The sequence below is a fragment of the Erwinia sp. ErVv1 genome (assembly GCF_900068895.1).
Classification (GTDB): Bacteria; Pseudomonadota; Gammaproteobacteria; order Enterobacterales; family Enterobacteriaceae; genus Erwinia.
The window spans coordinates 44232-67855 of the sequence record NZ_CDPK01000017.1; the positions used below are offsets into that span (position 1 = coordinate 44232).

Genomic DNA, 23624 nt, shown 5'->3' on the forward strand with positions numbered 1-23624 from the left:
CGCTCCTTTTCTCTTTTTCTGGTGGTGCCTGTGGACGTTTCTGAGTTGCTGGACAGTTTGAATGACAAACAACGCGAGGCCGTTGCCGCGCCGCGCAGCAACTTACTGGTGCTGGCGGGGGCAGGCAGCGGTAAAACCCGCGTGCTGGTGCACCGCATCGCCTGGCTGATGGCGGTAGAGAACTGCTCTCCCTATTCAATCATGGCGGTGACCTTCACCAACAAAGCGGCAGCCGAAATGCGCCACCGCATCGAGCAGCTGATTGGCACCAGCCAGGGCGGCATGTGGATCGGCACCTTCCACGGCCTGGCGCACCGCCTGCTGCGCGCTCACCATCTGGATGCCAGTCTGCCGCAGGACTTCCAGATCCTCGACAGTGAGGATCAGATGCGCCTGCTCAAGCGTCTGATCAAGGCGATGAATCTGGACGAAAAGCAGTGGCCTGCCCGTCAGGGGATGTGGTACATCAACGGCAAAAAAGATGAAGGGCTGCGACCAAAGCATATTGAAAGCTACGGGAATCCGGTTGAACAGACCTGGCTGCGCATCTACCAGGCCTATCAGGAAGCCTGCGATCGGGCAGGATTGGTGGACTTTGCCGAACTGCTGCTGCGCGCGCATGAGCTGTGGCTCAACAAGCCGCATATCCTCAATCACTACCGCGAGCGCTTTACCAATATTCTGGTGGACGAATTCCAGGATACCAACAATATCCAGTATGCCTGGATACGCATGCTGGCGGGCGATACCGGCAAAGTGATTATCGTGGGTGACGACGATCAGTCGATCTACGGCTGGCGCGGCGCGCAGGTTGAGAATATCCAGCGCTTCCTCAACGACTTCCCGGGTGCGGAAACAATCCGCCTTGAGCAGAACTACCGCTCGACCAATAACATACTGAAGGCAGCCAATGCCCTGATCGCCAACAATACCGGTCGGCTGGGCAAAGAGCTGTGGACCGACGACAGCGACGGTGAGCCGATTGCCCTCTACTGCGCCTTTAACGAGCTGGATGAAGCCCGCTTTGTGGTCAACCGCATCAAGGTGTGGATGGAAAACGGCGGTGCGCTGAACGACTGCGCCATTCTCTATCGCAGCAATGCCCAGTCGCGCGTACTGGAAGAAGCCCTGCTGCAAACCAGCATGCCCTACCGGATTTATGGCGGAATGCGCTTCTTTGAACGTCAGGAAATCAAAGACTCGCTGGCCTATCTGCGGCTGATCGCTAACCGTAATGACGATGCGGCCTTTGAGCGCGTGGTGAACACGCCAACGCGCGGCATTGGCGATCGCACACTTGATGTTGTCAGACAGACCGCCCGTGAACGGCAGTTAACGCTGTGGCAGAGTACGCGCGCGCTGTTGCAGGAGAAAGCGCTGGCCGGACGCGCCGCCTCGGCGCTTCAGCGCTTCAGCGAGCTGGTGGATTCGCTGGCCCAGGAAACCAGCGAGCTGCCGCTGCACGTTCAAACCGACCGGGTGATTAAGGATTCGGGCCTGTGGTTAATGTACGAACAGGAGAAGGGCGAAAAAGGCCAGGCGCGAGTTGAGAACCTTGAGGAACTGGTCAACGCCACCCGGCAGTACAGCTATCAGGATGAAGATGAAGATCTGATGCCGCTACAGGCTTTTCTCTCGCATGCCGCGCTGGAGGCGGGCGAAGGTCAGGCAGATAAATGGCAGGACGCGGTGCAGCTGATGACCATGCATGCCGCGAAGGGCCTGGAGTTTATGCAGGTGTTTATCGTTGGAATGGAAGAGGGCATGTTCCCCAGCCAGATGTCGCTGGAAGAGGGCGGCAGGCTGGAAGAGGAGCGTCGGCTGGCCTACGTCGGCGTCACGCGCGCCATGCAGAAACTGACGCTGACCTTTGCGGAAACCCGCCGCCTGTACGGCAAAGAGGTTTTCCACCGTCCCTCTCGCTTCGTTGGCGAACTGCCTGAGGAGTGTGTGGAAGAGGTTCGCCTGCGCGCCAGTATCAGCCGTCCGGTCAGCCATCAGCGCATGGGGACGCCGGTCACGCAAAATGACAGCGGGTTTGCGCTGGGCCAGCGGGTACGCCACGCTAAGTTTGGCGAAGGAACCATCGTCAACCTGGAAGGCAGCGGCGATCACAGCCGTCTCCAGGTGGCGTTTCAGGGGCAGGGTATTAAGTGGCTGGTGGCCGCCTATGCGAAGCTGGAAACGGTCTGATTTGCACGTTCCCTTTGCCTCCTATGCTTTAACGGACAAGGCGAGTCTCTGCGCCCTGTCCGTTGGGCGAGCCTGTCTGCTTAACGGTTAAATATCAGCGACTTACTCCCAGGTGTGGCTTACCCGACGAATCTCAGCGACTTACCTGTAGGTGTAGCTTACCCGGCGAACCGATCGCCCGGCTGGGCATGTGCATACCATGCCATCACCGCTTCCGTGCCCTCAGCGCCCTCCGGCGGTGCCCAGTGCATACAGTCATCTTCCGTTAATGGCTGATACGGTCCGTGCTTAACTTCAAAGATAACGCCGCCCGCATCCAGCGACAAAACCGCATGCCAGGTCAATGCCGGGATCTCCTGTAGCAGGACTTCTTCACCCAGCACGGTACGATGGGTCACCGCGCCTTCATCATCAAATTGCAACATCACAAAGCGCCCCTTCAGCGGGGTCAGCAGCTCCCAGGTCTGGGGGTGGCGGTGCGGGCGAATGTAAGTGCCGGGCTCCATGGCAATTGCCAGACGCTGAACCGGATCGCTCAGCTCTTCGTGCAGCGTACGGTGCGCGCGAAGGCGCGGAACGCTGGCGGCTTGCCCGCTCATTTTCACCAGGTCTGCATGCGTAATTTGTTTCATTTTGATCCTTCTATGATTGTGGGCGACAGGTTGACGGCATTTTCAGCACAGCGTAACATGCGCGCACCATTACCCTAAGAGGACATTCGCCTTGGACACACCCAGTAGATACTGGCTCATTGACCTGGATAACAGGTACAACTCCTAAGGCTATCCTCTTCTGCCGATAGCCTTCGTGGTTGTTGGCGACCGCCCTCCCGTCGCTCTGAGTCAGATTCACTCGCTGACCGAAACGCTTGTTTCCCGTGTTCCAACGCTAGTCCCATGTTACTGCAGATTGGGAGTACAGCTATGCTGAGCGCATTTAAACTGGATCAAAGCCGCTTAACCCGCCTTGAGCTTGAGGAGCCCAACGATCAACTGATCAGTTCCGTATGGGTTGATCTGATCGAGCCTGACGATCAGGAACGCACACGCGTCCAGTCCGAGCTGGGCCAGAGCCTGGCTACCCGCCCTGAGCTGGAAGATATTGAGGCCTCCGCACGTTTCTTCGAGGACGAAGACGGACTGCACATCCACTCCTTTTTCTTTTATGAAGATGCAGAAGACCACGCCGGCAACTCCACGGTCGCGTTTACCGTTCGCGAAGGCCGCCTCTATACCCTGCGTGAACGTGAGCTCCCAGCGTTTCGCCTCTACCGCATGCGCGCGCGTAATCAGGTGCTGATTGACGGTAATGCGTATGAACTGCTGCTGGACCTGTTTGAAACGAAAATCGAACAGCTGGCGGATGAAATTGAAAACATCTACAGCGATCTGGAAAAGCTCAGCCGGGTCATTATGGAAGGACAGCAGGGCGACGAGTTTGACTCTGCGCTGTCAACGCTGGCAGAACTGGAAGATATCGGCTGGAAGGTTCGCCTCTGCCTGATGGATACCCAGCGCGCGCTTAACTTCCTGGTGCGTAAGGCCCGCCTGCCGGGCAATCAGCTGGAACAGGCGCGGGAAATTCTGCGCGACATTGAATCGCTGCTGCCGCATAACGAATCCCTGTTCCAGAAGGTGAACTTTCTGATGCAGGCGGCGATGGGCTTTATTAATATCGAACAGAACCGCATCATCAAAATCTTCTCGGTGGTCTCCGTGGTGTTCCTGCCGCCAACGCTGGTGGCCTCCAGCTACGGCATGAACTTTGAGTTTATGCCTGAGCTGAAGTGGAGCTTTGGCTACCCCGGCGCCATCACTCTGATGATCCTGGCGGGGCTGGCGCCTTACGCCTACTTCAAGCGCAAAAACTGGCTCTGACGCCGCCATGCGGATGCCATTCACCCCGACGGTCAGGGTGAATGGCATCTGTCAGACAGGCAGCGGCTGCCTGCGCCTGAACGTCCATATCGCATCAAAAATAAACACCGCCAGCGCGGCCCAGATAAAGCTGAAGGAGAGGACTTTATCGGGCGTCATCTGTTCGCCGTAAAAAATAACGGCCAGCAGGAACATTAGCGTCGGGCCAAGATACTGAAAAAAACCGACCGTGGAGAGGCGCAGGCGCGTGCAGGCGGCGGTGAATAGCATCAGCGGTACGGTGGTCACCACCCCTGCGGCAATCAGCAGCAGGTTGAGATGTAAGGTATTCTGGCTCAAATGGCTGGTGTGGCTGTCGGCCACGCCGAAAAGGTAAATGGCAGCCGCCGGGAGCAGCCAGGTGGTCTCAATCAGCATGCCGGTCTGGGCATCCACGCCAATTTTCTTGCGCAGCAGGCCGTAAAAGGAAAAGGTCACCGCCAGGCCCAGCGCAATGACCGGTACCGAGCCAAACTTCCACAGCTGAAGCAGGACGCCGCAGGCGGCCAGCATCACCGCCAGCCACTGAGCCCGCCGGAAACGCTCCCCCAGAAACACCATCCCCACCAGCACGTTGAGCAGTGGATTAATGAAATAGCCCAGGCTGGCCTCCAGCAAATGCTGGTTATTAACCGCCCAGATAAACAGCAGCCAGTTACCGGCTATCACCGTGGCGGAAAGCGCCAGCAGCAGCAATTTCTTCGGCTGACGAAGCGTAAGCTTTACGCTCTCCCAGTTCCGGCAAAGGCTAACCAACAGCAGCATAAAGAAAAATGACCAGATAACCCGGTGCGTCATGATTTCAGTGGGCGGCACCTCCTGAATCAGCTTGAAGTAGGCGGGTGCTATACCCCAGATAAAATAGGCACCCAGGGCGAACAGTACGCCCTGTCGCGTTTGTTGCGCGTCCATGAAAATTTACTCCGTTAAATGAGTGGATAAGAGGCAGTTTTTGTTGGTAAAAGCTGTACGGGCAGACAAGGTTTACTTTTTATTAGCCGACAAGATAGGTTGCCGTCGCGCTGGCGATGTAGACCCCCGTGTCGTTATGCAGCTCCACCCGGGCAACGGCCACTTTGTTCCCCGCGCGTAGCAGGCTGCTGCTGGCGATAAAACGCTCTCCCCGGCCCGGCCGCAGATAATCCACGCGCATATCAATGGTGCCCATGCGCGAAAGTCGCTGGCGCAGCTCATCTTCGGTGATGCTCTCCTGACGGGTGAGGGCACTGCTCACGCAGATTAGCCCTGCGGCAACGTCCAGTACGGCGGCAATCACCCCACCGTGCAGAATCTGTTGTGCCACGTTGCCCACCAGCTTTGTCTGGTTGTCAAAACTGAGTTCGGCATAGTCCGGTTCCAGACGATCCAACCGCAGGCCCAGTGCCTGATTGAACGGCATATCATAGACAAATATATCTCCGATCAGGCGGCGGGCAGCGTCCTGAGGCAGAGAGACAGCTGAGGTCATAAGGCGTTTCCTTTGTGGCAAAATGGCACAGAGAGAGAGGGCAACGGCATCACTGTTTTACGCTCAGCCCCTGCCGCGTTTTACTTTACACAATCAGCACTAATGCCCCCCGACGTTTCTGTGTAGAATGGCGTGCTTTTTACCCACATTACGTTCAATTCTGGAGAACACATATGGCTATGCTGAAAGGATTGCTGATGACAGCACTCCTGTTTCCCTCGTTAGTGCTGGCACAGGAAGCGACGGTCACGGAAGTACATGACCAGCCAGCCGTGCGCGGCAGTATCATTGCTAACCTGCTGGAAAAGCATGACAACCCCTTTGTGCTTTATCCCTATGAAAGTAATTACATCATTTATACCGATACCAGCAGCATCAATAAAGAGGCGATCAAGTCTTATAACTGGGCAAATAAGGCGAAGCACGATGAGGCGAAATTCCAGCTGAGCCTGGCGTTTCCGCTGTGGCGCGGAATTGCGGGCGACAACTCGGTGCTGGCGGCCTCTTATACTCAGGATTCCTGGTGGCAGATCTCCAACCGGGGCGGCTCATCCCCCTTCCGCGAAACGAACTATCAGCCGCAGATTTTCATCGGCTGGGCAACGGATTATTCGTTTGCGGGCTGGACGCTGCGCGATGTGGAAACGGGCCTGAACCATGAGTCCAACGGGCGTTCTGATCCAACCTCCCGCAGCTGGAACCGCGTATACGCCCGGCTGATGGCGCAAAACGGCAACTGGATGGTGGAAGCGAAACCCTGGTACCGCATTCCAGAAAGTGAAAATAATGATGATAACCCAGATATCACTAAGTACATGGGGTATTATCGCCTGACGGTAGGCTATCAGTGGGGCGAAAGCATCTTCAGCGTGAAGAGCAACTATAACTGGAACACCGGTTACGGCGGCGCGGAGATGGGCTGGAGTTATCCACTCAGTGAGCATATGCGCTTCTACACCCAGCTGTTTAGCGGCTACGGTGAATCACTGATTGACTACAATCATCGCCAGACGCGTATTGGCGTCGGCGTGATGCTGAACGACCTGTTTTAATGCTCTCGGGGTGGGCCGCCTGGCGCTGGCCCGCTCATCATCAGATTTGGGGAATATGTGTCTACGGCAGCAGTAATAAATCAGGAAGCGTTGGCGGAACAGGTACTACAGGATACCTTCGGCTACCAGCAGTTTCGCCCCGGACAACAAACGATTATTCAGGCCTCGCTGAAAGGGCGAGATTGCCTGGTGGTCATGCCTACCGGCGGCGGGAAGTCGCTGTGCTATCAAATCCCCGCGCTGGTCCGCGAAGGCCTGACGCTGGTGGTCTCCCCCCTTATTTCACTGATGAAAGATCAGGTGGACCAGCTGCTGGCCAACGGCGTAGCGGCGGCCTGTCTGAATTCAACGCAGACGCGTGAAGAGCAGCAGGAAGTGATGGCGGGCTGTCGCACCGGGCGGATCAGGCTGCTCTATATTGCGCCCGAACGTCTGATGATGGATAACTTCCTCGACGGCCTGATGCACTGGAATCCGGCGATGCTGGCCGTGGATGAAGCGCACTGCATCTCCCAGTGGGGGCACGATTTCCGGCCGGAGTATGGCGCGCTGGGGCAGCTGCGCCAGCGGCTACCGGACGTGCCGGTGATGGCGCTGACCGCCACCGCCGATGAAACCACCAGAAACGATATTGCCCGGCTGCTTCAGCTTAACGATCCGCTGATTCAGGTCAGTAGCTTTGACCGCCCCAACATCCGCTATACGCTGGTAGAAAAATTTAAGCCCACCGAACAGCTGATCCGCTACGTGCAGGATCAGCGCGGCAAGTGCGGGATTATTTACTGCAACAGCCGCGCCAAGGTTGAGGATACCGCGGCCCGTTTGCAAAGCCGGGGTATGAGCGTAGGTGCCTATCATGCCGGTATGGACAACGCCCACCGCGCGCAGGTCCAGGAGGCTTTCCAGCGCGACGATCTGCAAATCGTGGTGGCAACGGTTGCCTTTGGCATGGGCATCAATAAACCCAACGTGCGCTTTGTGGTGCACTTTGATATCCCCCGCAATATCGAATCCTATTACCAGGAGACGGGTCGCGCCGGGCGGGACGGCCTGCCGGCCGAAGCGCTAATGCTTTACGATCCGGCAGATATGGCGTGGCTGCGTCGCTGCCTGGACGAAAAAGCGCCCGGGCCGCTACAGGACATTGAGCGTCATAAGCTCAATGCGATGGGGGCCTTCGCCGAGGCGCAGACCTGCCGCCGCCTGGTGCTGCTCAACTATTTTGGTGAAGGCCGTCAGCAGCCCTGTGATAACTGTGATATCTGCCTCGATCCGCCGCGTCGCTACGATGGTCTGGTAGAGGCGCAGAAAGCCCTCTCAGGGATTTACCGCGTCGGGCAGCGCTTTGGCATGGGCTACATTGTTGAGGTGCTGCGCGGATCGAATAACCAGCGGATCCGCGACATGCAGCACGACAAGCTGCCGGTCTACGGCATCGGGCGGGAGCAGTCCAACGAGCACTGGGTCAGCGTGCTGCGTCAGCTTATCCATCTGGGTCTGGTGACGCAAAATATCGCTATGCACTCTGCGCTACAGCTTACCGAAGCGGCCCGGCCCGTGTTACGCGGCGAAACGCCGCTGATGCTGGCCGTGCCGCGCCTGGTCAGCGTGAAACCACGCAGCGGCAGTCCGAAGTCGTTCGGCGGTAATTACGATCGCAAGCTGTTTGCCAAACTGCGAAAGCTACGCAAAGCGATTGCCGACGAAGAGAATATCCCGCCCTACGTGGTCTTTAACGATGCCACGCTTATCGAGATGGCGGAGCAGATGCCCGTTACCGCCTCGGAAATGCTCAGTATCAACGGCGTGGGGCAACGAAAACTGGAGCGTTTTGGAAAGTCTTTTCTGATGATGATCAAAGAGCATATTGATGATGAGGACTGACGCTTAATCGGGTTTGCGTACCCGGGGAACGAAAAGGTCAATCGGGTTCAGCCTGTTCGCTTTATGCCATGCGTCGCGCAGAAGCTAACAGGACACCCACCGCCATAAACATTCCGCCAAAAATTCTGTTCAGCAGCGTCATCTGTCGGGGGCCCTTAATCCAGCCCGCAATGCGCGTTGCCAGCGTGGCGTAGCCAATCATCACGATGATATCGACCACCACGGTAGTGACGCCCAGAATCAGGTACTGCATCAGCTGCGGCTGGTGGGGAATGATAAACTGGGGAAACAGCGCGGCCAGAAAAACGATACTCTTCGGATTAGTCAGATTGACGAGGATCGCCCGCTTAAACAGCCTGCGGCGCGGCATCGCTTTCGCTACCGCCTGAAGATCGATGCCACCGCCTGCACGCCACTGCTGAATGCCCAGCCACACCAGATAAGCGGCACCGGCCCACTTGAGTATTTCGAACGCCAGTACCGAATGGGAGAAGAGCGCGCCCAGCCCGATCCCAACCAGCAGAATGTGCAGCGACAGACCCACCTGAAGACCGGAAATAGAGGCGGCGGCCCCGCGAAAGCGGTGGCTGATGCCGGTGCTCATGGTATTTATCGCGCCGGAACCCGGCGACAAGCTTAAAACAGTGGTGGTTAAAAGGTAGGTCATCCACCATTCAACGGTCATTGGTTAAGGCTCCCTGGACAGGCAGAAGTATGACACAATACGACATATTAAAGGGTTGCGCTACGGGCTGACACGGGGTCATGCAGAGCGTTTGAAGATGTGAGCGATGAGCGGATGAAAAACCATCGTAACGGCTGGCCAACGCGGGAAAAAGCGTTTGCGGCATTTGCTACCGGGCCGCTGCTGGCGTTCTGGCAGACGCGTGAAGAGGGTGAATTTACCGGCGTAAATAACATCCCTATCCGCTACGTTCGCTTTCATGCGGCGCACCACGACAAGGTTATTTTACTCTGTCCCGGACGTATCGAGAGCTACGTGAAGTATCCTGAGCTGGCCTGGGATCTTTTTCACTGCGGCTATGACGTGCTGATCCCCGATCATCGTGGTCAGGGACGATCCGGGCGGCTGCTGTCGGATCCCCATCGTGGACATGTGGACGCGTTTGAACACTATGTTGACGACCTGGAAACGCTCTATCTGAAAGAGATTGTCAGCCGCCACTATCGGCATCGCTATGCGCTGGCACATTCGATGGGCGGTGCTATCCTGACGCTGATGCTGGCCCGCCAGCCCAAAGCCTTTGATGCGGTGGCGCTGGCGTCGCCGATGTTCGGCATCTATCTGTCGATGCCTCACTGGGTAGCTCAGCGTATTCTGAACTGGACGGATAAGCATCCCGGTCTGCGCGAAGGTTATGCGCCCGGCACTGGAAAATGGCGGCCGCGGCCGTTTGGCATCAACGACCTGACCCATAGCCGCGAACGCTACCGGCGAAATTTGCGCTTCTATGCCGACGATCCCCAACTGCGCGTCGGGGGACCCACCTGGCACTGGGTGCGCGAAGGCATTCAGGCCGGTAAAAGTATTCTCAGTAAAGCCAAAGAAATCTCAACGCCGCTGCTGCTGCTGCAGGCCGGCGAGGATAAGGTGGTTGATAACCGGGCCCAGGATCTGTTTTGCCGGGCCATGACTGCCGCGGGTCAACCCTGCGAAGGGGGAAAACCGAAGGTTATTGTCGGTGCGCGTCATGAGATCTTGTTTGAAAAAGACAGCATGCGTGCCGAAGCACTGGATGCCATCGTGGCTTTTTTTGCCCGGCATCCCTGATTGCCCCACTCAGATATCACTTTTAACCGACAGGTAACGCTGTCCGCTAACCGATTAACCAGAGGTTTTATGTACCCTATTGTTGCTTCCGATCTTGATGGCACCCTGCTGTCGCCCGACCACCGTTTATCCTCTTTCGCCCGCGAAACGCTTCAGCTTCTGACGCAGAAAGGCGTGCATTTTATCTTTGCTACCGGCCGTCATTATATTGATGTGGCGCAGATGCGCGACAGCCTGGGTATTGATGCCTTCATGATCACCTCTAACGGTGCACGGGTACATAACACCGCGGGCGAGCTGGTTTTCAGCCAGAATCTGGATGAGGATATCGCCCGTGAGCTGTTTGCAATGCACCACGATCACCAGGACATTTTCACCAATATCTACCGTGATGAAGAGTGGTTTCTTAACCGGCACCGGCCGGAAGAGATGGATTTCTTTCGTGAGTCAGACTTCAACTATCAGGTTTATCAGCCTGGCGCACTGCCCTCGGATGGCATCAGCAAGGTCTTCTTCACCTGTGGTAAACCGGAATTGCTGATCCCCCTTGAAGAGGCGCTGATTGCTCGCTGGGGCGATCGCGTGAACGTCAGCTTTTCGCTGCCGACCTGCCTGGAAGTGATGGCGGGTGGCGTATCAAAGGGTCACGCGCTGGACGCCGTTTCCCGCTCTCTGGGCTATTCACTGAAAGAGTGCATTTCGTTTGGTGACGGCATGAACGATAAAGAGATGCTGAGTATGGCGGGCAAGGGCTGCATTATGAGCAATTCTCACCAGCGGCTGAAGGATCTGCTGCCGGAACTGGAAGTGATTGGCAGCAACGCCGACAACGCCGTATGCCACTATCTGCGTCAGCTACATCAGGTTTAAGCCGCGCGGTTTTCCGCCCCGGTGACGGGGCGGAAAGAGGATTAACGACGAACCGCGTTAGCGATGCAGGAAACTAACGGCTTTATCCGGGAAGTCGGTAAACAGACCGTCGACGTTCGCCTGATTATAGAGCACGTCATACAGCTCGTTGACGCTACCGGCCCAGGTGGGGAGCTGATCTGCCCGCACGGTATACGGATGGACGACCATATTGCTTTCGTGAGCTTCCTTCACCATATCCGTCAGGCGCACGCGGCCCTGCGTTGACCCCTCTGCCACCAGCATATGGTAGTCGGGGCCAATGCCGTCAGCATACTGCGCAATGGTTTTCATCGCACCGGGCTTGAACATCCAGTCGTAGCTGTAGTTCACCCATTTTCCATTCTGCTGCTCCTGCGTCTCTTTATCCGCCGTTTCTGCAATCAGCTGTACCATGCGCAGATTCATCCCTCTGGCAGGCTCCAGCTCGGTTTTAATCCGCTTCACTTCGTTGTAATCAAAGCATTGCAGATAAACGTTGTCGCTCTTGCGGGTGTAGCCGTACTGTTTCAGGACGTCGAGCACCTTCGCGGAGATATCTTTACCCGCTTTGCGGTGAAACCAGGGGGCTTTGATTTCGGTGTAGAGGCCAATATTTTTGCCGGTTGAGTGATTCAGTCCCTGAATAAATTCGATCTCTTCTTCAAAGGTATGTACGCGGAAATCTGACTTGCCCATAGGGAAACGGCCGGGGAAGGTCTGCGCCTTCTTGCCGTTTTTAATGCTAAAGCCTTCGGTAAATTTAAGGCCTTTGATTTCAGCAAGGGTGAAGTCGATAGCATAATAGCGCCCGTCGCTGCGCGCGCGGTCAGGATAGCGTTCGGCAACGTCGGTAACGCGGTCAAGGTAGTGATCGTGCAGCACCACCAACCGATCGTCCCGCGTCATGACCAGGTCCTGCTCAAGGAAATCGGCACCCTGCGCGTAGGCCATCGCCTTGGCAGGGAGCGTGTGTTCGGGCAAGTAACCGCTTGCGCCGCGATGGGCAATCACCACCTTATCCTGCGCAGCCATAGCACAGAAGGCGGCGCTCATCATCACGGCGGCCAGTAGCGTATTCAGTTTCATCTGCTTCTCCTTTTGCTGTTAGTCAGCCTGGCTGAGCTGCTGTTTGTGTTTTTTTTCACTGAGCATGGTCAGCACCAGCAGAAGTACCGCCATCACACAGCCGCCCACCATAATGATAAACCCGCCATTCCAGCCGAAGTAATCTACCGTGTAGCCCACAATGGCGCTGGCCGCGACCGACCCGCCAAGGTAGCCAAACAGGCCGGTGAAGCCGGCTGCGGTGCCCGCCGCTTTCTTCGGTGCCAGCTCCAGCGCATGGAGTCCGATTAGCATGACGGGGCCGTAAATCAGGAAGCCAATGATAATCATGCAGGCCATATCAATGCCCGGATTACCGGCCGGGTTCATCCAGTACACCACGGTGGCAATGGTCACCAGCACCATAAAAAATACGCCGGTCGCGCCACGGTTCCCTTTAAAGACTTTGTCTGACATCCAGCCGCACAGCAGCGTGCCAGGGATCCCGGCATACTCATAGAGAAAATAGGCCCATGAGGACTTATCCAGGGCGAAATGCTTCACCTCTTTCAGGTAGGTGGGCGACCAGTCGAGAATGCCGTAACGCAGCAGATAGACGAATACGTTCGCCAGCGCGATGTACCACAGCAGTTTGTTAGGCAGAATGTACTGCATAAAAATTTGCCGGGCGGTCAGCTCCTGCTCCTGCTTTTCGTTGTAGTCAGGGGGATAGTCGTTTTTGTACTCTTCCACCGGCGGCAGCCCGCAGGACTGAGGCGTATCGCGCATCAGGGCAAAGGCAAAAATCGCAATGACGATGGCGCCGAATGCTGGCATATAGAGTGCCGCTTTCCAGTCGTTAAACCAGGCCATCCCCAACAGAAAGAGCAGAGGCGGAATACCGCCACCGACGTTGTGGGCGCAGTTCCAGACGGAAACCACTCTCCCGCGCTCCTTCTGTGACCACCAGTGCACCATGGTCCTTCCGCACGGCGGCCATCCCATTCCCTGGAACCAGCCACAGAGAAACAGCAGCACAAACATGACCATAATGCTGGAGGTGGCCCAGGGGACAAATCCCATAAACAGCATGACGGCGGCGGCCAGGATTAGCCCCGCAGGCAGGAAAACGCGCGGATTGGAACGGTCAGAGACGGACCCCATGATGAATTTTGAGATGCCGTAGGCAATGGAGATGCCTGACAGGGCGAAACCCAGATCGCCGCGCGAGAAGCCCTGATCGACCAGATAAGGCATTGCCAGCGCAAAGTTCTTACGTACCAGATAATAGGCGGCATAGCCGAAGAAAATTCCCAGGAAAATTTGCCAGCGCAGTTTGCGGTATAGCGGATCAATTTGCTTCTTATCTACCCGTGGCTGGTGCGCAGCTGGCTTAAAAATACTTAGCATTTGGCCTCCAATGGCGCGGTTTATCTATTTTTTGACGCCCTGAGGCGCTTGGCGGGAACGGTCGAAACTTCCGTACGACCCAATGTTCCATATCGCGCAAAGGATAGGGGAGAGGGGCTAAGCGAACCGTGAAGAAGGGCGCAAATGTTACAATTTTATGTCAAATAGATGTTTTATGTGTCTGTTGTCACTTGTTCAGAAGGTTCTGATGAGGCAAAAAAGTGATATCAGTCACAGAAAAAAGGCGAGCGCCTGACAGGCTGCTCGTTTATGAACATTTTATGAGCGCAAAGAGTCTATGGATTTTTCGGTTGGTTAATGCTCAGTTGTAAACCAAATATTTTCCTGTGCTCCCTGAGTTTTCGCTACACTACGGCCCCTTTTACTGCCGAGTGAATCATTGTGACGTTACTGATTGTCACCACAGTCCTGTGGGCCTTTTCTTTCAGCCTGATAGGCGAGTATCTGGCGGGGCAGGTTGATAGCGTATTCTCCGTGCTGATCCGCCTGCTGCTCGCGGCAGTCGTTTTCCTGCCCTTTTTAAGTTTTCGCGGCCACCGGATTTCGACCATACTGCTGTATATGGCGGTAGGCGCGATGCAGCTGGGCATTATGTATCTGATCAGCTTCCAGGCTTTTCTCTATCTCAGCGTATCGGACTTTCTGCTGTTTACCGTACTCACTCCTCTTTGGGTGACGTTGATTTACGATTTGCTAAGGGGGCGTGGCATACGTGCGGGCTATCTGTTTAGCGCCCTGCTGGCGGTGGTGGGCGCGGCCATTATTCGCTACGACAAAATAAGCGACCATTTCTGGTTCGGCCTGCTGCTGGTCCAGCTGGCGAATATCTGCTTTGCGATTGGCCTGGTGGGGTACAAGCGTCTACAGGAAGTTCGGCCCGTGCCGCAGCATACCGCGTTCTCCTGGTTCTATCTGGGCGCGGCCGCTGTCGCCGTTGTGGCCTGGTTTCTCTGGGGTAATCCGCACCGGCTTCCCACGACGTCATTCCAGTGGGGAATACTCATCTGGCTGGGCGTGGTGGCTTCTGGCCTCGGCTACTTTATGTGGAACTATGGTGCCACGCAGGTTGACGCCGGGACGCTGGGGATAATGAACAATATGCATGTACCAGCCGGGCTGTTGGTTAATCTTGCTATCTGGCAAAGGCAGCCGCACTGGCCGAGTTTTCTGATCGGTGCCGCAGTCATTTGCCTGTCGCTCTGGGTACATAAAAAGTGGATTGTTAATAAAGGATAGCGTGAAGCGTGGCCTGATAAAGCCGGGGAAAGAGTCACCTTCCCCGGTGAAAGACTGCGTTTTTATTATTTGATCAGTTTACTGATACAGTCAGCGATTTTGCTTAGCTTTCCTTCAATACTGGCACCAATACGGCCGCCCAGATCTTTACCTGCCTCATTGAACTGCTGTTCGGTATAACCCAGATCGGCTGCACAGGTCAGCGTATTAAAGATATCTGAGAAAAATGAACCAAATATTCCGGACATTTTTTCCTGAACTTTACCTGCGCCGCTGACGGTTGCTACTTCAGTGCTGCTTAAAACTCGCATAGTTATTACCTCAATCCTTGATATAAAAAATTAGCGTATCCACCCCACTGGGTGAGCATTCATATTATTAGGAGAGGGGGCAGGATAAAATAGTAATTAATCCAAATAGTTATATCTGTTAAGTGGGTGTAAATATGAAGCAAAAAAGGGGGCGGGGACTGAAAGGGAGAGGGAAAAAGGCGGTCAGTGTTAACCGGCGTGAGCAGTGTGACGCTGCCCACGCGGCGGCGCGAGATTTACTTCGCTGCCGGACGAATTGTCTTCGTTAAACCCTTTAAAAAGTTTCGCAAAATCTGGTCGCCGCACTCACGGTAGTTTTTATGCCCCGGTTTGCGGAAAATCGCCCCGATTTCCGATTGTCCGACCGCAAAGTCAGCCAGTTTTAATATCTCAAGAATATCGGTTGTTTTTAAATCGAACGCGACCCGGAGCTTTTTCATGATGATGTTATTGGTCATCTTCCGCTCAATAGAGGGCGCAGGGGCCTCTTCACTCTTGCCGCGACGGGAGAAAATCAGCCCGTTGAGAAAATAGCCCATAATGACATCCGGACAGGCGCGGAAGCCCGCGTCGTCATCTTTTTTCAGGAAGCTGTTTACTTCAGCTTCGGCCACTTCACTTTCTGCCAGCGCCAGAATGCTGACTACCTGGGCATCGCTTAAATTCAGCATGTAGCGCACGCTGCGCAGAACGTCGTTATTTGTCATAGCAATCTCATCAGGGAACAAAAGCTGTTGGGCGCATTATAGAGACAAATGGCAGCAGAAACAGGAAAAACGCCAGCAGGGCGTTTACAGGATGGGGTCAGCAGGCGCGGCGTTACGCCCTATTCGGCCGGTCAGTGACCGGCTAAAGGTACTCAGGATGAGATATTCGACTGGGGCAGGGGCGTGCCGGGAAGGGAGGCATCCTTCACGCGCGGCAGGTTATCGCAGGCGTGCTGGCGAGCCGATCGAATAAACGCCTCCACAACCGGCTGACGCTGCTCACCGTCCCTGACCGCCGCATATAAGCGGCTCCAGAGACCTTCACCCAGGGTTTTGGTCACCACCAGGCCCTGATGTTCAAAACTCTCCACCACCCAGTGCGGCAGCGCGGCAATACCCATTCCTGCAGACACCATCTGGATCAGTAACAGCGTATTGTCCACGCTTTTCAGGGCCGGACTGATACCGGCGGGCTGAAGAAAATGGCGCCAGATATCCAGTCGCTGGCGCTGGACCGGGTAGATCATCAACACCTCATTCGCGAGGTCTTCAGGTGAAATATGTTCACGCCGGGCGAGAGGGTGATCGGGAGAGATCACCAGACGGACTTCAAAATCAAACATCGGCGAGTAGAACAGGCCGCTGCGCGGCAGAATATCCGATGTCAGCACCAGATCCAGCTCCCCCTGCTGCAGGGCCGGCTGCGGGTCGAAGGTCACCCCCGATTTGAAATCCATTACCACCTGCGGCCAGTTCTGGCGAAAGTTGTTCAGCGCCGGGGTAAGCCACTGAATGCAGCTGTGACATTCAATCGCAATACGCAGCGTGGTCTGATGCGGCTCGTGGCAGGCCTGTAGCGCCTGTTGGATCTGTGGCAGGACCTGTTCAGCCAGATTGAGCAGGATCTCCCCCTGCGGCGTAAAGCGCAGCGGCTGACTTTTTCGCACGAATAAACGAAACCCCAGCCGCTGTTCCAAATCACTGAACTGATGTGACAGGGCGGATTGTGTTTGATGAAGCTGTGCTGCCGCTGCGGCCAGCGAACCTGTCGTTCGTAGTGCCTGGAGCGTTCGCAGGTGTTTGAGTTCGATCATGAGAGTCCTTCACATCGACAGTGAACATTTTGCGCTTGTGGTGACTACAGTACCTGCGGATTATAGATGTGTAAACATCTGGACGTCTAAAAGCCTGATTGCAGCGACAACGGGCGGCAAACGAGGAAACTACTGATGACCATTCTTAACCATACACTCGGATTCCCTCGCGTCGGTCTGCGCCGCGAACTGAAAAAGGCCCAGGAAAGCTACTGGGCAGGCAACAGCACCCAGCAAGAATTACTGACCGTTGGCCGTGAGCTGCGCGCCCGTCACTGGCAGCAGCAGCAGGAAGCGGGCGTGGACCTGCTCCCGGTGGGTGATTTTGCCTGGTACGATCATGTGCTGACCACCAGCCTGCTGTTAGGCAACGTACCGGCTCGCCATCAGAATAAAGACGGCTCGGTCGATCTCGATACGCTGTTCCGGCTGGGCCGCGGCCGCGCGCCCGGCGGTGAGCCTGCCGCCGCTGCCGAAATGACCAAATGGTTCAATACCAACTACCACTATATCGTGCCTGAGTTCACTAAGGGCCAGCAGTTCAAACTGAGCTGGACGCAGATCCTCGACGAAGTCGACGAAGCGCTGGCACTGGGCCATAACGTGAAACCCGTTCTGCTGGGGCCGGTAACCTATCTCTGGCTGGGGAAAGTGAAGGGTGAGCAGTTTGATCGCCTGAGCCTGCTGAAGGACATCCTGCCGGTTTACCAGCAGGTGCTGGCCGGGCTGGCAAAACGCGGTATCGAATGGGTACAGATCGATGAGCCTGCGCTGGTTCTGGAGCTGCCACAGGCGTGGCTGAACGCATTCAAACCGGCTTTTGATGCTTTGCAGGGCAAAACCAAACTGTTGCTGACCACCTATTTCGACAGCGCGGGAACCAACATTGAGACTATCCGCGCGCTGCCGGTACAGGGTTTACACGTCGACCTGGTGCACGGTAAGGATGATATCGCACAGCTGAATAGCCAGATCCCAGCCGACTGGCTGCTCTCTGTCGGGGTCATTAATGGCCGTAACGTCTGGCGTGCCGATCTCAGCAGCTGGTTTGAACGTTTGCAGCCGCTGATCGGCCAGCGCAATCAGCTGTGGATTGGTTCATCCTGCTCACTGTTGCACAGTCCCATCGATTTGAGCACGGAAACCCGTCTGGAAGAGGAAGTGAAAAGCTGGTTCGCCTTTGCCCTGCAAAAATGCGCCGAGCTGTCACTGTTAAGCAAGGCGCTGAATAATAACGATCCGCAGTCACTGGAAGCCTGGAGCGCGCCGGTTCGCGCGCGTCATCACTCTACCCGGGTGCATAATGCGACGGTGGGTAAACGCCTGGCGGGCATTACGGCTGAAGNGGTGCACGGCGAAGCCGAGCGTAACGATATGGTGGAGTATTTTGGTGAAAACCTGGATGGCTTCGCCTTCACTCAAAATGGCTGGGTCCAGAGCTATGGCTCCCGCTGCGTTAAGCCGCCGGTGATTATTGGTGATATCAGCCGTCCACACCCCATTACCGTGGAGTGGGCGAAGTACGCGCAGTCCCTGACGGATAAGCCAGTCAAAGGCATGCTTACCGGCCCGGTAACCATTCTTTGCTGGTCTTTCCCACGTGAGGATGTTTCCCGCGAGACCATTGCCAAACAGATTGCGCTGGCGCTGCGTGACGAAGTGGAAGATTTGGAGAAAGCGGGTATCGGCATTATTCAGATTGATGAGCCTGCGCTGCGGGAAGGTCTGCCGCTGCGCCAGTCTGACTGGGCCGCGTATCTGGCGTGGGCCGTGGACGCCTTTCGCCTGAACGCCGCGGTGGCGCAGGATGATACGCAGATCCACACGCATATGTGCTACTGCGAGTTCAATGACATCATGGACTCCATCGCGGCGCTGGATGCGGACGTGATCACCATTGAAACCTCACGCTCTGACATGGAACTGCTGGAATCATTTGAAGAGTTCGACTATCCGAACGAAATTGGTCCGGGCGTTTACGATATTCACTCCCCGAACGTGCCTGACGTGGAAGGCATTGAGTCGCTGCTGCTGAAAGCCGCAAAGCGTATTCCAACCGAACGCCTGTGGGTGAATCCGGATTGTGGCCTGAAAACCCGAGGCTGGACCGAAACCCGCCAGGCGCTGGCGAATATGGTTAAGGCGGCGCAGAACCTGCGCAACGCTAAAGCATGAGCAGGGCGTTAGCGTTAGCAAGGCAGAACGCTAACGCCTGATTGCGACTTAGCGCGACAAAGGTCGCCGATGACTAAGGCCCCGTGGATCGGGCGATCCCCGGGGCTTTACTGTCCTATTCCACGCCGTACTGGCGGAACCAGGCCAGCATCCGCTGCCAGCCGTCTCTGGCTGACTCCTGATGATAGCTGGGCCGGTAATCGGCATTAAAGGCATGACCGGCATCCGGGTAAACCACAATCTCTGCGTCCGCATTGGCCGCGCGCAGCGCCTGACGCATGGTTTCTACGCTCTCAAGCGGGATCCCGTCATCCTTGCCGCCGTACAGTCCCAGTACCGGCGCGTTAAGGTCCACGGCCACATCGACCGGATGCTTCTGCTGCTTCAGGGTTTTTTCACCCACCAGTTTGCCGTACCAGGCAACGCCTGCTTTCAGCTGCGGGTTATGCGCGGCATAAAGCCAGGTAATACGCCCGCCCCAGCAGAATCCGGTAATCGCCATATTGCGCATATCACCGCCGTTGCGTGATGCCCAGTTTGCCACATGGTCAAGATCGGCCAGCACCTGGGTATCAGGCACCTTGCTAACCAGCTCGGAAAACAGGGTCGGAATGTCGCTATACTCTGACGGATCCCCCTGGCGGAAATAGAGTTCTGGCGCGATAGCCAGATAACCCTCAACCGCCAGGCGGCGACAGATATCCCGAATATGCTCATGGACGCCAAAAATTTCCTGAACCACCAAAACGACCGGGAGCGGACCTTTCGCGTGGCGGGGTCGGGCGTGGAAGGCGGGCATATTTTCGCCCTGAGTAGGAACAGAGGTTTCGCCGGACAGGATATCGGCGCTGTCGGTCAGGATCGTGGTGGAAGCGGTGGGCGATACCGCGGGAGTGAACCCATTGTTGCTCAATTTTTGAGTCATATTATCTTCGGTTTTCATTGTCCTCTCCGTGCATGCGTTAGCGCAATCAGCTAACTATAGCCAGGATTGCGTCCAGACCAGGTGACCGGGCTTTACTTCTCTTTAACACTGGCAGCGCGGAGCCAACAGGGTCAATCGGTTCCCTGACGGGGTGGAGAGTCCTAAAATGCGACATATATCACTCTTATCGTTATTTTTCCTGTAACTTTCATTATGTGTAGTGAGATTAGTCACATAAATAGGTGCGACATTCTTTTATCGTACAGCATTGTTACCTATCCCTTTTCTCTAGCAGGAGTATCACATGGCGCAGTCAGATGTTTTCCACCTCGGTATTACCCGGGCTGACCTACAGGGCGCAACGTTAGCGATTGTGCCGGGCGATCCTGAGCGGGTGAAAAAAATAGCCGCCCTGATGGAGAACCCTGTGCACCTGGCTTCTCACCGTGAATTCACCACCTGGCGCGCAGAGCTTAACGGTAAAGCCGTGGTTGTTTGCTCGACGGGTATTGGCGGGCCTTCAACCTCTATTGCCGTGGAAGAGCTGGCGCAGCTTGGCGTGCGCACGTTTCTGCGCGTAGGTACCACCGGCGCTATTCAGCCAGATATCAACGTCGGCGACGTGCTGGTCACCACCGGTTCGGTTCGTCTGGACGGTGCCAGCCAGCACTTTGCGCCGCTTGAATTCCCGGCCGTGGCGGATTTCAGCTGCACCACCGCCCTGGTGGAGGCCGCTAAGGCCGCCGGTGCTAAAACGCATATCGGTATCACCGCCTCGTCTGACACCTTCTATCCCGGTCAGGAACGCTATGACACCTTTTCAGGCCGCGTGGTGAGCCGCTTCCAACATTCGCTGAAAGAGTGGCAGCAAATGGGCGTGCTGAACTATGAGATGGAGTCCGCCACGCTGCTGACTATGTGCGCCAGCCAGGGACTGCGGGCAGGCATGGTTGCCGGGGTGATCGTTAACCGCACGCAGCAGGAAATTCCTGATGCAGAAGCGATGAAGCGCACCGAGAGCGACGCCGTACGTATCGTTGTTGAGGCAGCCCGCCGCCTGGTGTAACGTTTTGTCTGGACATTCATACAGTGCGCCTCTACCTTTTCCTCCAGACATGATCGGGACGGAGGACGCCTGTGGATGCAACAACGATATACAGCGTAGGGATTGGGCTGGCTGGCCTGCTGGCAGGCTGGCTGTTGGCCTGGTTTCGGAGCGAGCAGCGCTTTTCCCGCCAGGAAACCGAACGGCAGTTACTGATGCAGGCGGCGGATCAGCTCCGACAGGAGCGCGATCGCCTGCATCAGCAGCTTGAAAATCAGCAGCAATCGCAAAAACAGTCTGAGGCAGAATTACGCCAGCTACACGGTGGGCTGTCGGCTGCACAGGAAAAACTGCATCACCTTGAACACTGGCGTAACGAAAGTGAGCAGCTCAGTCGGGAGCTGCGTAATCAGCTGGAGGTCAACAGCGCTCAGGAAGTTGAACTGAGAGAGATGACCATCCGTCTTGAAGAGACGCGCATGGCTGCGGAAGAGAAGCAGCGCCTGCTGGTTAACAGCGAGCAGCGGCTTAACGCCCAGTTTGAGAACCTGGCAAACCGCATTTTTGAGCACAGTGGCCGCCGGGTGGACGAGCAGAACCGACAAAGTCTGAACGGTCTGATCACCCCGCTGCGTGAACAGCTGGAGGGGTTCCGTCGCCAGGTGCAGGAGGGGTTCGGCCAGGAAGCCCGCGAGCGCCACACGCTTTCCCACGAGATCCGCAACCTGCAACAGCTTAATGCGCAAATGGCGCAGGAAGCGATCAACCTTACCCGCGCGCTGAAAGGCGATAACAAAACGCAGGGTAACTGGGGCGAAGTGGTGCTCAGTCGGGTGCTGGAAGCCTCGGGACTGCGTGAGGGGCATGAGTACGAGACGCAGGTCAATATCCAGCTGGAGCAAAATGCCAGGATGCAGCCCGATGTCATCGTCCGACTGCCGCAGGGTAAAGACGTGGTGATTGATGCCAAAATGACCCTGGTGGCCTACGAGCGCTACTATAACAGCGAGGATGACGCCTCCCGCGAAGCCGCCATTACGGAACATATCACCTCAATCCGCGGGCATCTGCGCCTGCTCAGTCGAAAAGATTATCAACAATTACCCGGTTTACGCTCGCTCGATTATGTGTTGATGTTTATCCCCATCGAACCGGCTTTCCTGCTGGCCATTGACCGCCAGCCGGAGCTGATTAACGAGGCGCTCAACCAGAACATCATGCTGGTGAGCCCGACCACGCTGCTGGTTGCGCTGCGCACCATCAATAACCTGTGGCGCTATGAACATCAGAGCCGCCATGCACAGCGCATTGCCGACCGCGCGGCGAAGCTTTACGACAAGATGCGGCTGTTCGTGGATGATATGACGTCGATGGGGCAGAGCCTGGACAAGGCGCATGACAGCTACCGCCAGGCAATGAAAAAGCTGTCCGAAGGGCGAGGGAATCTGATCGCTCAGACCGAAAGCTTTCGTCATCTGGGGGTGGAGGTGAAGCGGCCAATCAACCCCCGTCTGGTCGATCAGGCGATGCCGGAATCGCCTGAAGATCCCGGTAATGACGAAACGGATGAGCCGATCGAAACAGAAGCCGCGATGGGCTTTAATCCCGCAGCAGGCGTAAGTGAATAAGCTGCCAGGCAACGTGCCTGACCTGCGGGACTCTGATACACTTGATTGATAATTGATTGCAGAGCAGGCAAAACAAATGGCAGATGAATCAAAGGACACCACCCATTTCGGCTTCCGTACCGTAGCGAAAAGCGACAAAGAGGAAATGGTCGCTGACGTTTTCCACTCCGTTGCGGCTAAATATGACCTGATGAACGATCTGATGTCGTTTGGTATCCACCGCATCTGGAAGCGATTCACCATCGACTGTAGCGGCGTGCGCCGGGGCCAGCGCGTGCTGGATCTGGCGGGTGGAACGGGCGATCTGACGGCGAAATTCTCGCGTCTGGTAGGTGACACCGGTGAGGTGGTGCTGGCGGATATCAACAGCTCAATGCTAAAGGTCGGCCGCGAAAAGCTGCGTAACAACGGCATTATCGGTAACGTCAGCTATGTCCAGGCCAACGCGGAAGCGCTGCCTTTCCCGGACAACTATTTCGACTGCATCACCATCGCCTTTGGCCTGCGCAACGTGACCGAAAAAGAGAAGGCGCTGGCGTCGATGTTCCGCGTACTGAAGCCGGGTGGCCGCTTGCTGGTGCTGGAGTTCTCGAAACCGGTGCTGGAACCGCTTAATAAAGCGTATGACGCATACTCATTCCATATCCTGCCGCGCATTGGCGAGCTGGTGGCGAAGGATGCCGGAAGCTATCGCTATTTAGCCGAGTCCATCCGTATGCATCCGGACCAGGAGACGCTTAAGCAGATGATGGCGGACGTGGGTTTTGAAAATACCACCTACCATAATCTTACCGGTGGCATTGTTGCACTGCATCGTGGATTCAAGTTTTAA

General features: G+C 56.1%; 22 protein-coding genes. 12 read left to right on the forward strand and 10 right to left on the reverse strand.

Annotated elements, in window-relative coordinates; all coding sequences use genetic code 11:
* Positions 1-30: 30 nt before the first annotated feature.
* Positions 31-2193 carry a DNA helicase II gene (uvrD, locus tag A1830_RS18735; protein WP_067709743.1) on the forward strand — a complete coding sequence of 721 codons (2163 nt, stop codon included), beginning with the start codon at positions 31-33 and terminating at the stop codon, positions 2191-2193.
* 158 nt (positions 2194-2351) lie between these two features.
* Here the strand turns inward: uvrD and A1830_RS18740 are convergent, their stop codons facing one another.
* Positions 2352-2825 (reverse strand): WbuC family cupin fold metalloprotein, encoded by a 474-nt coding sequence (locus A1830_RS18740; protein ID WP_067709745.1) that lies wholly within the window; start codon positions 2823-2825, stop codon positions 2352-2354.
* Positions 2826-2916: 91 nt separating this feature from the next.
* Here A1830_RS18740 and ysgD point away from each other — a divergent pair, with 91 nt between their 5' ends.
* On the forward strand, positions 2917-2973 hold the full coding sequence (gene ysgD / locus A1830_RS24100) for a YsgD/CorL family protein (protein ID WP_369815727.1): 57 nt from the start codon (positions 2917-2919) through the stop codon (positions 2971-2973).
* Positions 2974-3116: 143 nt separating this feature from the next.
* Complete coding sequence (gene corA / locus A1830_RS18745; RefSeq protein WP_067709831.1) at positions 3117-4070, forward strand: magnesium/cobalt transporter CorA; 954 nt, start codon at positions 3117-3119, stop codon at positions 4068-4070.
* A gap of 51 nt (positions 4071-4121) precedes the next feature.
* Here the strand turns inward: corA and rarD are convergent, their stop codons facing one another.
* Both rarD and A1830_RS18755 read right to left on the reverse strand, forming a co-directional pair.
* Positions 4122-5021, reverse strand: coding sequence for an EamA family transporter RarD (rarD, locus tag A1830_RS18750; protein WP_067709748.1), 900 nt, complete (start codon positions 5019-5021; stop codon positions 4122-4124).
* Positions 5022-5103: 82 nt separating this feature from the next.
* Positions 5104-5577 carry a thioesterase family protein gene (locus A1830_RS18755; protein ID WP_067709751.1) on the reverse strand — a complete coding sequence of 158 codons (474 nt, stop codon included), beginning with the start codon at positions 5575-5577 and terminating at the stop codon, positions 5104-5106.
* Between the two features lie 173 nt (positions 5578-5750).
* On the opposite strand from A1830_RS18755, the gene pldA reads away from it, so the two are divergent.
* Entirely contained in the window at positions 5751-6629 is an 879-nt protein-coding gene (pldA, locus tag A1830_RS18760) for a phospholipase A (protein ID WP_067709753.1), read from the forward strand.
* Positions 6630-6686: 57 nt separating this feature from the next.
* Positions 6687-8513, forward strand: coding sequence for an ATP-dependent DNA helicase RecQ (recQ, locus tag A1830_RS18765; RefSeq protein WP_067709755.1), 1827 nt, complete (start codon positions 6687-6689; stop codon positions 8511-8513).
* A gap of 61 nt (positions 8514-8574) precedes the next feature.
* Here recQ and rhtB read toward each other — a convergent pair whose 3' ends face one another.
* Positions 8575-9198: a homoserine/homoserine lactone efflux protein gene (gene rhtB, locus A1830_RS18770; RefSeq protein ID WP_067709757.1), complete on the reverse strand. Its 624-nt coding sequence runs from the start codon at positions 9196-9198 to the stop codon at positions 8575-8577.
* A gap of 114 nt (positions 9199-9312) precedes the next feature.
* Here rhtB and pldB point away from each other — a divergent pair, with 114 nt between their 5' ends.
* Together pldB and yigL are read left to right on the forward strand one after the other, a co-directional pair.
* Positions 9313-10305 carry a lysophospholipase L2 gene (gene pldB / locus A1830_RS18775; RefSeq protein WP_067709760.1) on the forward strand — a complete coding sequence of 331 codons (993 nt, stop codon included), beginning with the start codon at positions 9313-9315 and terminating at the stop codon, positions 10303-10305.
* 69 nt (positions 10306-10374) lie between these two features.
* Positions 10375-11175: a sugar/pyridoxal phosphate phosphatase YigL gene (gene yigL, locus A1830_RS18780; protein ID WP_067709762.1), complete on the forward strand. Its 801-nt coding sequence runs from the start codon at positions 10375-10377 to the stop codon at positions 11173-11175.
* 57 nt (positions 11176-11232) lie between these two features.
* Here yigL and glpQ read toward each other — a convergent pair whose 3' ends face one another.
* Both glpQ and glpT read right to left on the reverse strand, forming a co-directional pair.
* Entirely contained in the window at positions 11233-12282 is a 1050-nt protein-coding gene (glpQ, locus tag A1830_RS18785; protein ID WP_067709765.1) for a glycerophosphodiester phosphodiesterase, read from the reverse strand.
* A gap of 18 nt (positions 12283-12300) precedes the next feature.
* Positions 12301-13650, reverse strand: coding sequence for a glycerol-3-phosphate transporter (gene glpT, locus A1830_RS18790; RefSeq protein ID WP_067709767.1), 1350 nt, complete (start codon positions 13648-13650; stop codon positions 12301-12303).
* A 402-nt stretch (positions 13651-14052) separates the two neighbouring features.
* Between glpT and A1830_RS18795 the strand changes: the two genes are divergently transcribed.
* On the forward strand, positions 14053-14907 hold the full coding sequence (locus A1830_RS18795) for a carboxylate/amino acid/amine transporter (RefSeq protein ID WP_067709769.1): 855 nt from the start codon (positions 14053-14055) through the stop codon (positions 14905-14907).
* Between the two features lie 65 nt (positions 14908-14972).
* Here A1830_RS18795 and A1830_RS18800 read toward each other — a convergent pair whose 3' ends face one another.
* The 3 genes from A1830_RS18800 to metR form a co-directional block, all read right to left on the reverse strand.
* On the reverse strand, positions 14973-15218 hold the full coding sequence (locus tag A1830_RS18800) for a hypothetical protein (RefSeq protein WP_067709771.1): 246 nt from the start codon (positions 15216-15218) through the stop codon (positions 14973-14975).
* A 236-nt stretch (positions 15219-15454) separates the two neighbouring features.
* On the reverse strand, positions 15455-15925 hold the full coding sequence (locus A1830_RS18805) for a YehS family protein (protein ID WP_067709774.1): 471 nt from the start codon (positions 15923-15925) through the stop codon (positions 15455-15457).
* Positions 15926-16077: 152 nt separating this feature from the next.
* Complete coding sequence (gene metR / locus A1830_RS18810; RefSeq protein WP_067709777.1) at positions 16078-17019, reverse strand: HTH-type transcriptional regulator MetR; 942 nt, start codon at positions 17017-17019, stop codon at positions 16078-16080.
* A 135-nt stretch (positions 17020-17154) separates the two neighbouring features.
* On the opposite strand from metR, the gene metE reads away from it, so the two are divergent.
* Positions 17155-19194, forward strand: a complete 2040-nt coding sequence (gene metE / locus A1830_RS18815) for a 5-methyltetrahydropteroyltriglutamate--homocysteine S-methyltransferase (RefSeq protein WP_067709780.1) — start codon at positions 17155-17157, stop codon at positions 19192-19194.
* A 115-nt stretch (positions 19195-19309) separates the two neighbouring features.
* On the opposite strand, the gene A1830_RS18820 is transcribed toward metE, so the two are convergent.
* The gene (locus A1830_RS18820; RefSeq protein ID WP_067709782.1) at positions 19310-20137 is read right to left on the reverse strand and encodes a dienelactone hydrolase family protein; all 828 of its coding nucleotides are present in this window, start codon (positions 20135-20137) and stop codon (positions 19310-19312) included.
* Positions 20138-20423: 286 nt separating this feature from the next.
* Here A1830_RS18820 and udp point away from each other — a divergent pair, with 286 nt between their 5' ends.
* The 3 genes from udp (at position 20424) to ubiE (ending at position 23624) form a co-directional block, all read left to right on the forward strand.
* Positions 20424-21185, forward strand: coding sequence for a uridine phosphorylase (udp, locus tag A1830_RS18825; RefSeq protein WP_067709785.1), 762 nt, complete (start codon positions 20424-20426; stop codon positions 21183-21185).
* Between the two features lie 71 nt (positions 21186-21256).
* Positions 21257-22792, forward strand: a complete 1536-nt coding sequence (rmuC, locus tag A1830_RS18830; protein ID WP_067709787.1) for a DNA recombination protein RmuC — start codon at positions 21257-21259, stop codon at positions 22790-22792.
* Between the two features lie 76 nt (positions 22793-22868).
* The gene (ubiE, locus tag A1830_RS18835) at positions 22869-23624 is read left to right on the forward strand and encodes a bifunctional demethylmenaquinone methyltransferase/2-methoxy-6-polyprenyl-1,4-benzoquinol methylase UbiE (RefSeq protein ID WP_067709789.1); all 756 of its coding nucleotides are present in this window, start codon (positions 22869-22871) and stop codon (positions 23622-23624) included.

Coding starts and splice junctions, on each gene's coding strand:
- A1830_RS18740 (WP_067709745.1), bottom strand. CDS start 2,825: ATGAAACAAATTACGCATGCAGACCTGGTGAAAATGAGCGGGCAAGCC.
- corA (WP_067709831.1), top strand. CDS start 3,117: ATGCTGAGCGCATTTAAACTGGATCAAAGCCGCTTAACCCGCCTTGAG.
- rarD (WP_067709748.1), bottom strand. CDS start 5,021: ATGGACGCGCAACAAACGCGACAGGGCGTACTGTTCGCCCTGGGTGCC.
- A1830_RS18755 (WP_067709751.1), bottom strand. CDS start 5,577: ATGACCTCAGCTGTCTCTCTGCCTCAGGACGCTGCCCGCCGCCTGATC.
- pldA (WP_067709753.1), top strand. CDS start 5,751: ATGGCTATGCTGAAAGGATTGCTGATGACAGCACTCCTGTTTCCCTCG.
- rhtB (WP_067709757.1), bottom strand. CDS start 9,198: ATGACCGTTGAATGGTGGATGACCTACCTTTTAACCACCACTGTTTTA.
- pldB (WP_067709760.1), top strand. CDS start 9,313: ATGAAAAACCATCGTAACGGCTGGCCAACGCGGGAAAAAGCGTTTGCG.
- yigL (WP_067709762.1), top strand. CDS start 10,375: ATGTACCCTATTGTTGCTTCCGATCTTGATGGCACCCTGCTGTCGCCC.
- glpQ (WP_067709765.1), bottom strand. CDS start 12,282: ATGAAACTGAATACGCTACTGGCCGCCGTGATGATGAGCGCCGCCTTC.
- glpT (WP_067709767.1), bottom strand. CDS start 13,650: ATGCTAAGTATTTTTAAGCCAGCTGCGCACCAGCCACGGGTAGATAAG.
- A1830_RS18800 (WP_067709771.1), bottom strand. CDS start 15,218: ATGCGAGTTTTAAGCAGCACTGAAGTAGCAACCGTCAGCGGCGCAGGT.
- A1830_RS18805 (WP_067709774.1), bottom strand. CDS start 15,925: ATGACAAATAACGACGTTCTGCGCAGCGTGCGCTACATGCTGAATTTA.
- metR (WP_067709777.1), bottom strand. CDS start 17,019: ATGATCGAACTCAAACACCTGCGAACGCTCCAGGCACTACGAACGACA.
- A1830_RS18820 (WP_067709782.1), bottom strand. CDS start 20,137: ATGAAAACCGAAGATAATATGACTCAAAAATTGAGCAACAATGGGTTC.
- udp (WP_067709785.1), top strand. CDS start 20,424: ATGGCGCAGTCAGATGTTTTCCACCTCGGTATTACCCGGGCTGACCTA.
- ubiE (WP_067709789.1), top strand. CDS start 22,869: ATGGCAGATGAATCAAAGGACACCACCCATTTCGGCTTCCGTACCGTA.